10 protein-coding genes and 1 pseudogene are annotated in these 14,823 nt (G+C 36.3%); 10 read left to right on the top strand and 1 reads right to left on the bottom strand.

Going from position 1 to position 14,823, the window contains the following annotated elements; all coding sequences use genetic code 11:
• Positions 1-8 precede the first annotated feature (8 nt).
• The 9 genes from secE (at position 9) to GGR42_RS05475 (ending at position 11,574) form a co-directional block, all read left to right on the top strand.
• A complete protein-coding gene (gene secE, locus GGR42_RS05515; RefSeq protein ID WP_167961651.1) occupies positions 9-197 on the top strand; it encodes a preprotein translocase subunit SecE in 189 nt (62 codons plus the stop codon).
• 10 nt (positions 198-207) lie between these two features.
• Entirely contained in the window at positions 208-759 is a 552-nt protein-coding gene (gene nusG, locus GGR42_RS05510; protein ID WP_167961649.1) for a transcription termination/antitermination protein NusG, read from the top strand.
• 68 nt (positions 760-827) lie between these two features.
• Positions 828-1,265 (top strand): 50S ribosomal protein L11, encoded by a 438-nt coding sequence (rplK, locus tag GGR42_RS05505; protein WP_167961647.1) that lies wholly within the window; start codon positions 828-830, stop codon positions 1,263-1,265.
• 19 nt (positions 1,266-1,284) lie between these two features.
• Positions 1,285-1,974 carry a 50S ribosomal protein L1 gene (gene rplA, locus GGR42_RS05500; RefSeq protein ID WP_167961645.1) on the top strand — a complete coding sequence of 230 codons (690 nt, stop codon included), beginning with the start codon at positions 1,285-1,287 and terminating at the stop codon, positions 1,972-1,974.
• Between the two features lie 23 nt (positions 1,975-1,997).
• Positions 1,998-2,516: a 50S ribosomal protein L10 gene (rplJ, locus tag GGR42_RS05495; RefSeq protein ID WP_167961643.1), complete on the top strand. Its 519-nt coding sequence runs from the start codon at positions 1,998-2,000 to the stop codon at positions 2,514-2,516.
• A 49-nt stretch (positions 2,517-2,565) separates the two neighbouring features.
• Entirely contained in the window at positions 2,566-2,946 is a 381-nt protein-coding gene (gene rplL, locus GGR42_RS05490) for a 50S ribosomal protein L7/L12 (protein ID WP_167961641.1), read from the top strand.
• A gap of 139 nt (positions 2,947-3,085) precedes the next feature.
• The gene (gene rpoB, locus GGR42_RS05485) at positions 3,086-6,895 is read left to right on the top strand and encodes a DNA-directed RNA polymerase subunit beta (RefSeq protein ID WP_167961639.1); all 3,810 of its coding nucleotides are present in this window, start codon (positions 3,086-3,088) and stop codon (positions 6,893-6,895) included.
• Positions 6,896-6,953: 58 nt separating this feature from the next.
• Complete coding sequence (gene rpoC / locus GGR42_RS05480) at positions 6,954-11,252, top strand: DNA-directed RNA polymerase subunit beta' (protein WP_167961637.1); 4,299 nt, start codon at positions 6,954-6,956, stop codon at positions 11,250-11,252.
• Positions 11,253-11,262: 10 nt separating this feature from the next.
• Positions 11,263-11,574: a DUF3467 domain-containing protein gene (locus GGR42_RS05475; protein ID WP_167961635.1), complete on the top strand. Its 312-nt coding sequence runs from the start codon at positions 11,263-11,265 to the stop codon at positions 11,572-11,574.
• A 35-nt stretch (positions 11,575-11,609) separates the two neighbouring features.
• Here the strand turns inward: GGR42_RS05475 and GGR42_RS05470 are convergent, their stop codons facing one another.
• Positions 11,610-13,199 carry a peptide chain release factor 3 gene (locus GGR42_RS05470; RefSeq protein WP_167961632.1) on the bottom strand — a complete coding sequence of 530 codons (1,590 nt, stop codon included), beginning with the start codon at positions 13,197-13,199 and terminating at the stop codon, positions 11,610-11,612.
• A gap of 342 nt (positions 13,200-13,541) precedes the next feature.
• On the opposite strand from GGR42_RS05470, the pseudogene GGR42_RS05465 reads away from it, so the two are divergent.
• A pseudogene (locus GGR42_RS05465) lies at positions 13,542-14,823 on the top strand (gliding motility-associated C-terminal domain-containing protein); the annotation flags it as partial.

The raw sequence follows: 14,823 nt of genomic DNA, 5'->3' as shown, positions 1-14,823 counted from the left end.
TAAAGTTGATGTTTACATATATTAAAGAATCAATTGAGGAGCTTAGGAACAATGTTACTGTTCCGCCTAAGGAAAAATCATCTAACCTTATGATTATTGTGGCTGTTTTTTCCATTTTGTTTGCCTTGGCAACTTGGGGGGTAGATAGTTTGTTTAGTAAGTTGATAAAATTGTATTTCGATAATATTATTAATTAAATAGAGCCCTATGTCAGAAGTATTGGAAAAGAAATGGTATGTGGTAAGGGCTGTTAGTGGTCAGGAAAACAAAATCAAAGGCTATATAGAGAGCGAAGTAGCTAGACTTGGTTTTTCGGATTACTTAGAAGATGTTTTGGTACCTACGGAAAAGGTAATCCAAATTAGAAATGGAAAAAAAATAAGCAAGGAAAGAGTGTATTTTCCTGGTTATATTATGGTGAAGGCAAATTTAGGAGGGGAAATGGTCCATATTATTCGCTCTATTACCAATGTTATTGGTTTTTTAGGGGAAACAAAGGGAGGAGACCCTGTCCCTCTAAGAAAGGCCGAGGTTAATAGAATGCTAGGAAAGGTGGATGAATTGGCTGTTAACACTGATAGTGTTGCTATTCCATTTGTTTTAGGCGAAACTGTAAAGGTTATAGATGGTCCTTTTAATGGATTTAATGGTACTGTTGAGAAAATCAATGAAGAAAAGCGTAAACTAGAGGTAATGGTTAAGATTTTCGGAAGAAAGACACCATTGGAGCTTAGTTATATGCAAGTAGAAAAAGTATAATAAAATTGTTACATATATATAAGTTGTGTTGCTTCCAATTGACACACTTTAAATTTTAATTTTAAACAATGGCAAAAGAAGTAAGTAAAGTAGTTAAACTACAAGTTAGGGGAGGTGCTGCGAATCCGTCGCCACCGGTTGGACCCGCTTTAGGTGCTGCCGGCGTTAACATCATGGAGTTCTGTAAGCAGTTTAATGCTCGTACACAGGACAAACAGGGCAAGGTATTGCCTGTTGTTATCACCGTATACAAGGATAAGTCTTTTGACTTTCTTGTAAAGACACCGCCAGCGGCAGTTCAGCTATTGGAAGCAGCTAAGATTAAAAAAGGATCTGGCGAACCTAACAGAGTAAAATCAGGGAGCGTTTCTTGGGACCAGGTTAAAACTATAGCGGAGGACAAAATGGTAGATCTTAATGCATTTACTGTGGAATCGGCTATGAGCATGGTTGCTGGCACAGCAAGATCAATGGGTCTTAAAGTGGCAGGTAAACGTCCTTTTTAAAATCTTAAAAGCAATTAAAATGGCAAAATTAACTAAAAAGCAAAAAGAGGCCCACGGTAAAATAGATAAGAATAAACTTTATTCTATTGATGAGGCTTCAGCTTTGGTAAAAGAAATAACCAATACAAAATTTGATGCATCTGTGGATTTGGCTGTGCGTTTGGGTGTAGATCCAAGAAAAGCAAACCAAATGGTTCGTGGTGTGGTAACATTACCCCATGGTACAGGTAAAGATGTAAAAGTTTTGGCTTTGGTAACACCGGATAAAGAAGCGGAGGCCAATGAGGCTGGTGCCGATTTTGTTGGGTTGGACGAGTATTTGGATAAGATTAAAGGCGGTTGGACAGATGTTGATGTTATTATCACTATGCCAAGTGTTATGGGTAAATTAGGACCATTGGGACGTGTATTGGGACCAAGAGGTTTAATGCCTAATCCAAAAACAGGTACAGTTACAATGGATGTTGCAAAAGCAGTGTCTGATGTAAAAGCTGGTAAGATTGATTTTAAGGTAGATAAAACAGGAATTGTTCACGCTGCAATAGGAAAAGCTTCTTTTTCTTCAGATAAAATTGCTGGCAACGCCAAGGAATTAATTGATACTTTAATGAAGTTGAAACCTACAGCTTCTAAAGGTATTTATGTAAAAAGTATTTACATGTCCAGTACTATGAGTCCTAGTGTTCAATTGGATCCAAAAGCAGTTTAACCGGTAGTTTAAGTTTTATAATTATGACAAGAGAAGAAAAAGCAACCGTAATAGAAGATTTAACTGCGCAATTGGCAAATAGTTCTACTATATATCTTGCTGATATATCTGGATTGGATGCAGACACGACTTCTAATTTAAGAAGAGCATGTTTTAAAGCCGATATAAAATTGGCTGTAGTTAAAAATACCTTGCTTGCTAAAGCAATGCAAGCTTCTGAAAAAGAGTTTGGCGAACTTCCTGAAGTGTTGAAAGGCAATACTTCATTAATGTTTTCTGAGGTGGGAAATGGTCCTGCAAAACTCATTAAAAATTTCAGAAAAAAATCTGATAAGCCTTTATTAAAAGGAGCTTTTGTAGAAGAAGCTATTTATATTGGGGATGATCAGTTGGATACTTTGGTTAGTATTAAGTCTAAAGAAGAAATGATTGGTGAAATAATTGGATTGTTGCAATCCCCAGCCAAGAATGTTATTTCTGGACTTAAATCTGGTGGAGGTAAACTGGCAGGAATCCTTAAAACATTATCAGAAAGAGAATAACGCGCACTAAAAACAATTATATTTTAAAAATTTATTAAACGATAGAAAAATGGCAGATTTAAAAGATTTCGCAGAACAATTGGTAAACTTAACCGTAAAAGAGGTTAATGAGTTAGCTGATATATTAAAAGATGAGTATGGTATTGAGCCAGCCGCCGCAGCAGTAGCTGTAGCAGCAGGTGGTGGAGCCGCTGAAGGTGGTGAAGCAGCTGAAGAAAAATCAGAATTTGATGTAATTTTGAAAGCAGCAGGAGCATCTAAATTAGCAGTTGTAAAATTAGTTAAGGAATTAACTGGTCTTGGATTAAAAGATGCTAAGGATATTGTTGATAGCGCACCAAAAGCAGTTAAAGAAGGTGTGGCTAAAGATGAGGCTGAAGGTATCAAAAAATCATTGGAAGAAGCAGGAGCAGAAGTTGAGCTTAAATAATAGCAACAACCATATTATATTGGTTTAGGTCTTTTCACCAGTTTGGTGGTTAGACCTAAACCCTTTTATAGATAATAGTATATAAAGTTATATACCGCCCGTATATCATAGTATTCACGTTCAAAAATTTTGTCCATCGATGTTCACAAATAAGACTGAAAGAATAAGTTTCGCATCCGCTAAGAACATACCGAACTATCCGGATTTCTTGGACATTCAGATTAAATCATTTCAAGACTTTTTTCAACTTGAAACAAAATCTGACGAAAGAGGAAATGAAGGTTTGTACAATACCTTCATGGAGAACTTCCCAATTACCGACACACGAAATCAATTCGTATTAGAGTTTTTAGACTATTTTATAGATCCACCAAGATATTCAATCCAAGAATGTATAGAACGTGGTTTAACCTATAGTGTTCCACTAAAAGCAAGATTAAAATTATTTTGTACAGACCCAGAACATGAAGATTTTGAAACTATTGTTCAGGATGTATACTTAGGGACTATACCGTACATGACGCCAAGTGGTACATTTGTTATCAATGGTGCTGAGCGTGTTGTGGTTTCTCAATTGCACCGTTCTCCTGGTGTATTCTTTGGACAATCTTTCCATGCCAATGGGACAAAGCTATATTCAGCTAGAGTTATACCATTTAAAGGTTCTTGGATAGAATTTGCCACAGATATCAATGGCGTAATGTACGCTTATATTGATAGAAAGAAAAAATTACCGGTAACTACTCTTTTTAGAGCTATTGGTTTTGAAAGAGATAAAGATATTTTGGAGATTTTTGACCTTTCTGAAGAGGTTAAAGTTTCTAATGCAGGATTAAAAAAAGTATTGGGGCGTAAACTTGCCGCAAGAGTATTAAATACCTGGCATGAAGATTTTGTTGACGAGGATACAGGTGAAGTTGTTTCTATCGAAAGAAATGAAATTGTTCTTGACCGTGATACTGTTTTAGAGAAAGATCATATTGCTGAAATTATTGAGGCAGATGTAAAGACTATCCTTTTACATAAGGAGAACAATGCTCAAAGTGATTATGCCATTATACATAATACACTTCAAAAGGATCCAACAAACTCAGAAAAAGAGGCTGTTGAGCATATTTACCGTCAATTACGTAATGCAGAACCACCCGATGAAGAGACTGCACGTGGGATTATAGATAAATTATTCTTCTCTGACCAACGATATAACTTAGGTGAAGTGGGTCGTTATAGAATGAATAAAAAATTGCAGTTGGATATTGGAATGGACAAGCAGGTCTTGACCAAAGAAGATATTATTACCATCATAAAATACTTAATTGAACTAATCAACTCAAAAGCGGAGATTGATGATATTGACCACCTTTCTAACCGTCGTGTTAGAACGGTTGGAGAGCAGTTGTCATCTCAGTTTGGAGTTGGTTTGGCACGTATGGCAAGAACCATTCGTGAGCGTATGAATGTGCGGGATAATGAAGTATTTACACCTATTGATTTGATTAATGCAAAGACATTGTCTTCTGTAATTAATTCATTCTTTGGAACAAATCAATTGTCTCAGTTCATGGATCAGACCAATCCATTGGCAGAGATAACGCATAAAAGAAGATTGTCTGCCCTTGGACCAGGAGGTTTATCTAGAGAGAGGGCTGGTTTCGAGGTACGCGATGTTCACTATACACACTATGGTAGACTTTGTCCTATTGAAACGCCTGAAGGACCAAATATTGGTTTGATTTCGTCACTTTCAGTTTTTGCCAAAGTAAACCCAATGGGCTTCTTGGAAACACCTTACCGTAAAGTTACAAATGGTAAAGTAAATACAAAGGAGTTTATATATTTAAGTGCCGAGGAAGAAGAAGGAATGAAAATTTCCCAGGCAAATATTCCTTTAAAGGAAAATGGGGAAATAGATACGGAAAAGGTAATTGCAAGAGAAGAAGGAGATTTCCCAGTGGTAGATCCGGCAGAAGTAAATTATACAGACGTTGCTCCAAATCAAATTGCATCAATATCGGCTTCATTGATTCCTTTCTTGGAACATGATGATGCCAACCGTGCTTTGATGGGGTCAAACATGATGCGTCAGGCAGTTCCATTATTAAAACCTCAGTCACCGATAGTAGGTACTGGTTTGGAAAGACAAGTCGCATCTGACTCTAGAGTATTGATAAATGCAGAAGAGGATGGTGTTATTGAGTATGTTGATTCTCAAAAAATAACTATTAAGTACAAGCGTACTGATGAAGAAAGATTGGTTAGTTTTGAAGAAGATTCAAAAACTTATCAATTAGTAAAATTTAGAAAAACCAATCAAGGTACCAGTATTAACTTAAAGCCAATTGTTAAAAGAGGTGATAAAGTTAAAAAAGGACAAGTGCTTTGTGAAGGATATGCAACCGAAGCCGGAGAATTGGCATTGGGTAGAAACATGAAGGTAGCCTTTATGCCTTGGAAAGGGTATAATTTTGAAGATGCCATCGTGATTTCTGAGAAAGTGGTTCGTGAAGATATCTTTACTTCTATTCATATTGATGAATATTCTTTGGAAGTTAGAGATACTAAACTAGGAGCTGAGGAATTGACCAATGATATTCCAAATGTTTCAGAAGAGGCCACCAAAGATTTGGATGAGCACGGTATGATCCGTATTGGAGCAGAAGTGAAACCAGGAGACATATTAATTGGTAAGATTACTCCTAAAGGTGAATCTGATCCAACTCCAGAGGAAAAATTACTTCGTGCCATTTTTGGAGATAAAGCAGGAGATGTTAAGGATGCTTCTTTAAAGGCGTCACCATCACTTAGAGGTGTTGTAATAGACAAGAAATTATTCTCTCGTTCCATAAAGGATAAGCGTAAGCGTTCTGAAGATAAGGAGGCTATTTCTAAGTTGGAAATGGACTATGAGGTTAAATTTCAGCAGCTTAAAGATATATTGGTAGAAAAACTGTTTACCTTAATCAATGGAAAAACTTCGCAAGGCGTATTGAACGACTTGGGTGAGGAAGTACTTCCTAAAGGTAAAAAGTACACTATGAAAATGTTAAATTCAGTTGATGATTTTGCACATTTGGTTGGTGGAAGTTGGACTACAGATAAAGACACCAATGCTTTGGTAGCGGATTTGTTGCACAACTATAAAATTAAATTAAATGACCTTCAAGGTAATTTAAGGAGAGATAAGTTTACTATTTCTGTTGGTGATGAATTGCCAGCTGGTATCATGAAATTGGCTAAAGTTTATATCGCCAAAAAGCGTAAGCTTAAAGTTGGAGATAAAATGGCAGGTCGTCATGGTAACAAGGGTATTGTTGCGCGTATTGTTCGCCAAGAAGATATGCCATTCTTAGAGGATGGAACTCCAGTTGATATTGTATTGAATCCACTTGGTGTACCTTCTCGTATGAATATTGGACAGATTTACGAAACAGTTCTGGGTTGGGCAGGTCTTAAATTGGGCAGAAAATATGCTACTCCAATTTTTGATGGCGCTACGTTAGATCAAATTAATGAATACACGGATGAAGCGGGTATTCCAAGATTTGGACACACTTATTTATATGATGGTGGAACAGGACAACGTTTTGACCAAGCTGCAACAGTGGGGGTTATCTATATGTTGAAACTAGGACATATGGTGGATGATAAAATGCATGCACGTTCTATTGGTCCATATTCCTTAATAACACAACAACCATTGGGTGGTAAAGCTCAGTTTGGTGGTCAGCGTTTTGGAGAAATGGAAGTATGGGCGTTGGAAGCTTATGGTGCATCCGCAACCTTACGAGAAATATTAACGGTTAAGTCTGATGATGTTATTGGTAGAGCCAAAACATATGAGTCTATCGTTAAGGGAGAAACAATGCCAGAGCCTGGTTTGCCAGAATCTTTCAATGTGTTAATGCACGAACTTAAGGGATTAGGTTTGGATATTAGATTGGAAGAATAATAAAATAGTTTTCAAGCTATTTTACATCAAATAAATTAAAACAGTATCATCACAAGTTATGGCTAGAATAAAAGATAATAATCCAACAAAAAGGTTTGATAAAATTTCAATCGGATTAGCCTCACCAGAAGCAATTTTAGGTGAGTCAAGAGGTGAAGTTTTAAAGCCAGAAACCATAAACTATAGAACTCATAAACCAGAACGTGACGGACTTTTCTGTGAACGTATTTTTGGCCCTGTTAAGGATTATGAATGTGCGTGTGGTAAGTACAAAAGAATCCGTTACCGAGGAATTGTATGTGACCGCTGTGGAGTTGAAGTAACAGAGAAAAAAGTTCGTAGAGACAGAGTAGGACATATAAATTTGGTTGTACCGGTTGCGCATATTTGGTATTTCCGTTCATTGCCCAATAAAATTGGATACCTTTTAGGGTTGCCATCCAAGAAATTGGATATGATTATTTACTACGAGCGTTATGTAGTAATTCAACCAGGTATTGCTAAAGGTGCAGAAGGGGAGGAAATTCAGAAAATGGATTTCTTGACTGAAGAAGAGTACCTTACTATTTTGGAATCTATTCCTGCTGAAAACCAATATTTAGAAGATACAGACCCTAATAAGTTTATCGCTAAAATGGGGGCTGAATGTCTTATTGATTTGTTGGCTAGAATAGACTTAAATCAATTATCATATGATTTAAGGCACAAAGCAAATACGGAGACATCCAAGCAACGTAAGACTGAGGCCTTAAAAAGACTTCAAGTTGTGGAAGCTCTACGTGAATCACAGGAAAATAGGGAAAACAGACCAGAATGGATGATTATGAAGGTCATTCCTGTTATTCCGCCTGAATTACGTCCTTTAGTGCCGTTGGACGGTGGCCGTTTTGCAACATCAGATTTAAATGATTTGTATCGACGTGTTATCATAAGAAACAACCGATTAAAAAGGTTGGTGGAAATTAAGGCTCCAGAAGTAATTCTTAGAAATGAGAAACGTATGCTTCAAGAGTCCGTAGATTCCTTGTTTGATAACACCCGTAAGGCATCAGCAGTAAAAACAGAATCTAATAGACCTTTAAAATCGCTTTCAGATTCATTAAAAGGTAAGCAAGGGCGTTTTCGTCAAAACTTACTTGGAAAGCGTGTTGATTATTCAGCTCGTTCGGTAATTGTTGTTGGACCGGAGTTGAATCTCTATGAATGTGGTCTTCCAAAAGATATGGCTGCTGAATTGTACAAGCCTTTTGTTATCAGAAAGTTGATTGAAAGAGGTATTGTAAAGACAGTAAAATCTGCAAAGAAAATAATAGATAAAAAGGAACCTGTAGTTTGGGATATTCTTGAAAATGTATTAAAAGGGCATCCAGTTTTACTAAACCGTGCCCCTACATTGCACAGATTAGGTATTCAATCTTTTCAGCCAAAACTTATTGAAGGCAAGGCTATTAGATTACACCCTTTGGCATGTACGGCATTTAATGCGGATTTTGATGGTGACCAAATGGCGGTGCATCTTCCATTGGGTCCAGAAGCTATTTTAGAAGCCCAGTTATTAATGTTGGCTTCTCAAAACATATTAAACCCTGCTAATGGATCACCAATTACTGTACCATCACAGGATATGGTTTTGGGTCTATATTACATGACTAAAGAAAGAAAGTCTACACCTGAAGTTCCGATTAAAGGTGAAGGTCTTACATTCTATTCTTATGAAGAGGTGGAGATTGCCTTTAATGAAGGTATGGTTAATCTTAATGCTGGTATTAAAGTTAGAACCAAAGACTTTAATGATGAAGGAGAATTGGTTAACAAAATTGTTGAGACTACTGTAGGTAGAGTATTGTTCAATATGGTTGTGCCAGAACAAGCTGGGTATATTAACCAAGTATTGAACAAAAAAGCCTTGCGTGATATTATTGGCAAAATTTTAAGCGTAACCAATGTTCCTACTACAGCCGCTTTCCTTGATCAGATTAAGACTATGGGATACCAATTTGCCTTTAAGGGTGGATTGTCCTTTAGTTTAGGTGATATCATTATTCCTCAAGAGAAGCATGAAATGATTGCTGATGCAAATGGTCAAGTTGACGGTATTATGGCCAATTACAACATGGGTCTAATAACCAATAATGAACGTTATAATCAGGTTATTGATGTTTGGACATCTACCAATGCACAATTAACTGAATTGTCCATGAAGCGTATTCGTGAGGATCAACAAGGATTTAACTCGGTATATATGATGTTGGATTCTGGTGCGAGGGGCTCTAAGGAGCAAATTCGTCAGTTGACCGGTATGCGTGGATTAATGGCCAAACCTAAAAAATCTACCGCTGGTGGTGGGGAAATTATTGAGAATCCGATTCTTTCTAATTTTAAGGAAGGTTTGTCTATTTTGGAATACTTTATTTCAACTCACGGAGCACGTAAAGGTCTTGCCGATACGGCCCTTAAGACAGCGGATGCTGGATATCTAACTCGAAGGTTGGTAGACGTGTCACAAGATGTAATTATCAACATTGAGGACTGTGAGACATTAAGAGGTGTTACTGTGGAGGCCTTGAAGAAGAATGAAGAGGTTGTAGAAACATTGGGAGAAAGAATTCTAGGTAGAATTTCATTACATGATGTATACAATCCTTTGAACGAAGAATTGTTGTTAACTGCTGGACAAGAAATAATGGAAGCTGATTCCAAAAGAATTGAAGATTCTCCAATTGAAAAATTGGAAGTACGTTCAGCTCTTACTTGTGAAGCTCAAAAAGGAATTTGTGCAAAATGTTATGGTAGAAACCTTTCCACCAATAAAATGGTACAAAGAGGTGAAGCTGTTGGTGTTGTAGCTGCCCAATCAATTGGAGAGCCAGGTACTCAGTTAACATTGCGTACATTCCACGTGGGTGGTATTGCAGGAAACATATCTGAGGATAATAGACTAGAAGCTAAGTTTGACGGTATTGCTGAGATAGAGGATTTAAGAACTGTAAAGGGAGAAGGAGCTGATGGTCAATTAGCAGAAATTGTTATCTCTAGAACTTCAGAAATCAAAGTTGTTGATGCCAATACGGGTATTACATTAAGTACCAACAACATTCCTTATGGCTCCCAGTTATCGGTTAAAAATGGTGATAAAATTAAAAAAGGAGATATTATATGTCAGTGGGATCCATTTAATGGTGTAATTGTTTCAGAATTTGCAGGTAAAATTGCTTATGAAAACATTGAGCAAGGTGTTACTTACCAGGTTGAGATAGATGAGCAAACAGGTTTCCAGGAAAAGGTAATATCAGAATCAAGAAACAAGAAATTGATTCCTACTTTATTGATTCAAGATAGTAAGGGAGAAACATTACGTTCTTATAACTTACCAGTTGGGTCACATATTATGGTTGATGATGGAGACAAAATCAAAGAAGGTAAAGTATTGGTAAAAATACCACGTAAGTCTGCTAAGGCGGGTGATATTACTGGTGGTCTTCCAAGGGTTACCGAATTGTTCGAGGCTCGTAATCCATCTAATCCAGCTGTAGTTTCCGAGATTGATGGTGTTGTATCGTTTGGCAAAATAAAAAGAGGGAACAGGGAGATTATTATTGAATCCAAATTAGGGGAAATAAAAAAATATTTGGTAAAGCTTTCAAATCAAATTTTGGTTCAAGAAAATGATTATGTTAGAGCAGGTATGCCTTTATCAGATGGCTCCATAACACCGGAGGATATATTGGCAATTAAAGGGCCTTCTGCTGTACAACAGTATTTGGTGAACGAAGTTCAAGAAGTATATCGTTTACAAGGTGTGAAAATCAATGATAAGCATTTTGAAGTTGTCGTACGACAAATGATGAGAAAGGTACGTATTGAAGATCCGGGAGATACTATTTTCTTAGAGAACCAATTGGCACATAAAGATGACTTCATTCAAGAAAACGATGAGATTTTTGGTAAGAAGGTTGTTGAGGATGCAGGAGAATCTGAAAACTTAAAACCAGGACAGATTATAACAGTTCGGGAATTAAGGGATGAAAATTCTTTGTTAAGAAGATCAGATAAAACCTTGGTGTCTGCCAGAGATGCTGTTGCCGCTACCGCGACACCAATATTACAAGGTATTACTAGAGCATCGTTGCAGACTAAGTCATTTATTTCTGCCGCATCGTTCCAAGAGACTACAAAGGTTCTTAATGAGGCTGCTGTTAGCGGTAAAGTTGATACTTTGGAAGGATTGAAGGAAAATGTTATTGTAGGACATAAAATTCCTGCAGGAACAGGTATGAGGGATTATGAGAACATCATTGTTGGTTCCAAGGAAGAATATGATGAAATAATGGCTCGCAAGGAAGAGTTGAAATTTTAATAATGTTGTTATGGCTGATAAAAATCAAAACCAAAAACAAATAAATATAGAATTGGACGAAAAGACGGCCGAAGGAATTTATTCCAACTTGGCTATCATTAATCATTCCGTATCAGAGTTTGTGGTGGATTTTATCAGTATGATGCCGGGAGCACCAAAAGCTAAGGTAAAAAGCAGGATTGTTTTGACACCGCAACATGCTAAGAAGTTCTTAAAGGCGTTAAATGATAATGTTACTAGGTTTGAGGATGCCCATGGCACTATTAAGGACTATGAACAGCCTCCTATCCCATTGAATTTTGGCCCTACGGGAGAAGCATAAAAAAAGAGCGAACATTAAGTTCGCTCTTTTTTTATCTACTCATATTCAGAAGTAAAGTGAAGTTTTACCGAGGGGTACTTTTGTTGTGTCATTTGTAATGAAAACTGGGAATCTGCTAAGAAAACCAACTGACCTTTTTTATCCTTGGCCAAAAACTTTTGTTTTACCCTTTTAAACTCTTTGAACTCTTCATTGTTTATATCTTCTGGCTGTACCCAACAGGCCTTATAAACAGAAAAATTGTCATAGGTACATTTGGCACCATATTCATGCTCAAGACGATATTGTATAACTTCATATTGGAGGGCACCAACTGTCCCAATTATTTTTCTTCCATTCATTTCCAGTGTAAACAATTGAGCTACACCTTCATCCATGAGTTGATCTATACCTTTGGAGAGTTGTTTTGACTTCATGGGGTCAGCATTATTTATATAACGAAAATGCTCTGGAGAAAAACTGGGAATTCCCTTGTAATATAAAACCTCCCCTTCGGTTAGCGTATCCCCAATTTTAAAGCTTCCAGTGTCGTGAAGGCCCACAATATCACCAGGATAGGAAATATCTACAATCTCCTTCTTTTCGGCAAAAAAAGCGTTAGGGCTAGAAAATTTCATTTTTTTATTTGAACGAACATGTAAGTAAGGTTTGTTACGTTCAAAAGTTCCTGATACAATTTTTACAAAAGCCAAACGATCTCTATGTTTTGGGTCCATGTTGGCGTGAATTTTAAAAACAAATCCGGTCAAGGTTTTTTCGTTGGATTTTACCAATCGCTCTTGGGACATTTTATCTTTGGGAATTGGGGCAATTTCAATAAAACAGTCCAATAATTCCCTAACACCAAAATTGTTAAGAGCAGAACCAAAGAATACTGGTTGTTGTGTGCCATTTAAATAAGCTTCTTTGTCAAATTCTGGATAAACCCCATTGGCCAACTCAAGATTTTCTCTTAATTCTTCTGCTGCTTTTTTTCCTATTATGTTATCCAGCTCTGGATTGTTGATATCATTAAAAGCAATAGTGTCTTCTATATTTTTTTTACTATCACCACTAAATAGGTTGATATTTTTCTCAAAGATGTTATAAATACCCTTAAAATCATAACCCATTCCAATGGGGAAGCTTAATGGGGTTACAGTTAAACCAAGTTTTTGCTCTACCTCATCCAACAAATCAAATGCATCTTTACCCTCTCTATCTAACTTGTTGATAAAAACAATAATGGGAATATTTCGCATTCTACAAACTTGGACTAGTTTTTCCGTTTGCTCCTCTACCCCTTTGGCAACATCAATGACAACAATTACGCTATCTACGGCTGTTAGGGTTCTAAAAGTATCTTCAGCAAAATCTTTGTGCCCTGGGGTATCTAGAATATTGATTTTCTTATCTTTATATAGAAACGCTAAAATAGATGTGGCAACAGAAATTCCTCTTTGGCGCTCAATTTCCATGAAATCGCTGGTTGCCGATTTTTTTATTTTATTGTTTTTTACCGCACCAGCTTCTTGGATTGCGCCTCCAAAAAGAAGTAATTTCTCTGTAAGAGTTGTTTTACCAGCATCTGGATGGGAAATAATTCCAAATGTTCTCCTTTTTTTTATTTCTTGTTCAAAACCCATTCAAAAAATTTGGGCAAAAATAATGGAAATTAATAGGCTTATAAGATATTTGATAGAAAAATACCTTATATGGGTTGTTAAAATCAACAATAAATTAAAAAATTCGTAAACTTTTTTGTAGAAGGTTACGTATTTTAAATGTGCCTTAAAGTTGATTGTCATTTATTATAGATCATAATGAAAAATGTTGTTGAAAGATTTTTGTTCGTCGATAATCTATAAAACATGGTTGATCAAAAATTTAACTTTATCTTGCGCATTTAATTAAGAAGCCCCACCTTCTTACCTGTTTTTAGTCTTGCTTTAGCCATGGTGATTAGTTTATACTAAAAACTATCATTTATGGAACATTTTACTTTGTTAAAACCGAAGGGTATATTAGTTCGTGGGAAAACGCTGATTGCCTTTCTTTTTATTTTCTGTCTTAGTACTTCCTTTAATATTTCCAGTAACAATTTTGATTTAACTTCAGATGTGGATACTGATGGAGATGGAATTCTTAATATTAATGATTTGGATGATGATGGTGACGGAATTATTGACACTGTTGAAACTATAGATATAGATACTGATAATGATGGAACACCAAATTATTTGGATATAGATTCTGATAATGATGGTATTCCCGATAATATTGAAGGTCAATCCCCGGGTTCATATCAAAAACCTTCGGGAATAGATGATAATTCAAATGGTCTTGACGATGTTTATGAGGTTTTTTCAAATGGAGTAAACCCAATAGATTCGGATTTAGATTCAATATATGATTATTTGGATTTAGATTCTGATAACGATGGTATTTTGGACAGAAATGAGTCCAGTACTGTTACTACAAATTTTGATTGCAATACTGTTCCAAATTTGAACTTTTCTTCAACTCCCGAGCTGGAATCCGGGTATGAGTTTACCGAGGGTTCTGTATATAGAATAAGAAATATCACTAATGATTTGGATGCTTTGATAACAATTGATAAAGTTGTTAATGGGGAAATTGCAATTCTTGATCAAAATGAAATTGATGCTGAATTTTTTAAGCCTGAAATTTTCTTTACCACAACTGACGATGAAAAACGTCCATATGTTGATTTCAGAATAACACTGGTGAATAAGGGAACCAGTAATTCTGTTGTATTAAATGAAATAATCATGAACTTTATAGATGTTGACGGTAATAATCAATATCAGGAATATAATAGATTTGATACCCCGGCAAGTTATACTGTGGACGAGAATAATGAAATATTGGTCAATAATACCTTAGGGGGGTTGTTGGTTAATGGAGGAATGAAAGAATATGATGGTATTTCTAATCAGAACCCATCAGTTAATGTAGCTGTTGAGTTTGTAGAGCTTTCTAGTTTTGTTTTTCGATTTGGTATTCAAACCGCTACTTTAGAAAATTTCACAACAAATGTTGCTAGACAAGCTGGAATTCAGTTTTCATGTCTAAATAATTTTGTTAGCCCTCAGACTACATCTTTCAACGATGATATCGATACCGATGGGGATGGTTTACCAGATAGATTGGACATCGACAGTGACGATGACGGGATCCCGGACAATGTTGAGGGCCAGCCGACTGATGGCTATGTAGGGCCCACAGGTGAGGACGACGACAACGATG

Source organism: Saonia flava, assembly GCF_011927795.1.
Classification (GTDB): Bacteria; Bacteroidota; Bacteroidia; order Flavobacteriales; family Flavobacteriaceae; genus Saonia; species Saonia flava.
Note: the sequence above shows the minus strand (reverse complement) of the source record. Positions and strands in the feature narration are given on the sequence as shown.

What these genes read in the sequence shown, in the direction of transcription:
- secE (WP_167961651.1), top strand. Translation starts at nt 9, where the DNA reads ATGTTTACATATATTAAAGAATCAATTGAGGAGCTTAGGAACAATGTT.
- nusG (WP_167961649.1), top strand. Translation starts at nt 208, where the DNA reads ATGTCAGAAGTATTGGAAAAGAAATGGTATGTGGTAAGGGCTGTTAGT.
- rplK (WP_167961647.1), top strand. Translation starts at nt 828, where the DNA reads ATGGCAAAAGAAGTAAGTAAAGTAGTTAAACTACAAGTTAGGGGAGGT.
- rplA (WP_167961645.1), top strand. Translation starts at nt 1,285, where the DNA reads ATGGCAAAATTAACTAAAAAGCAAAAAGAGGCCCACGGTAAAATAGAT.
- rplJ (WP_167961643.1), top strand. Translation starts at nt 1,998, where the DNA reads ATGACAAGAGAAGAAAAAGCAACCGTAATAGAAGATTTAACTGCGCAA.
- rplL (WP_167961641.1), top strand. Translation starts at nt 2,566, where the DNA reads ATGGCAGATTTAAAAGATTTCGCAGAACAATTGGTAAACTTAACCGTA.
- rpoB (WP_167961639.1), top strand. Translation starts at nt 3,086, where the DNA reads ATGTTCACAAATAAGACTGAAAGAATAAGTTTCGCATCCGCTAAGAAC.
- rpoC (WP_167961637.1), top strand. Translation starts at nt 6,954, where the DNA reads ATGGCTAGAATAAAAGATAATAATCCAACAAAAAGGTTTGATAAAATT.
- GGR42_RS05475 (WP_167961635.1), top strand. Translation starts at nt 11,263, where the DNA reads ATGGCTGATAAAAATCAAAACCAAAAACAAATAAATATAGAATTGGAC.
- GGR42_RS05470 (WP_167961632.1), bottom strand. Translation starts at nt 13,199, where the DNA reads ATGGGTTTTGAACAAGAAATAAAAAAAAGGAGAACATTTGGAATTATT.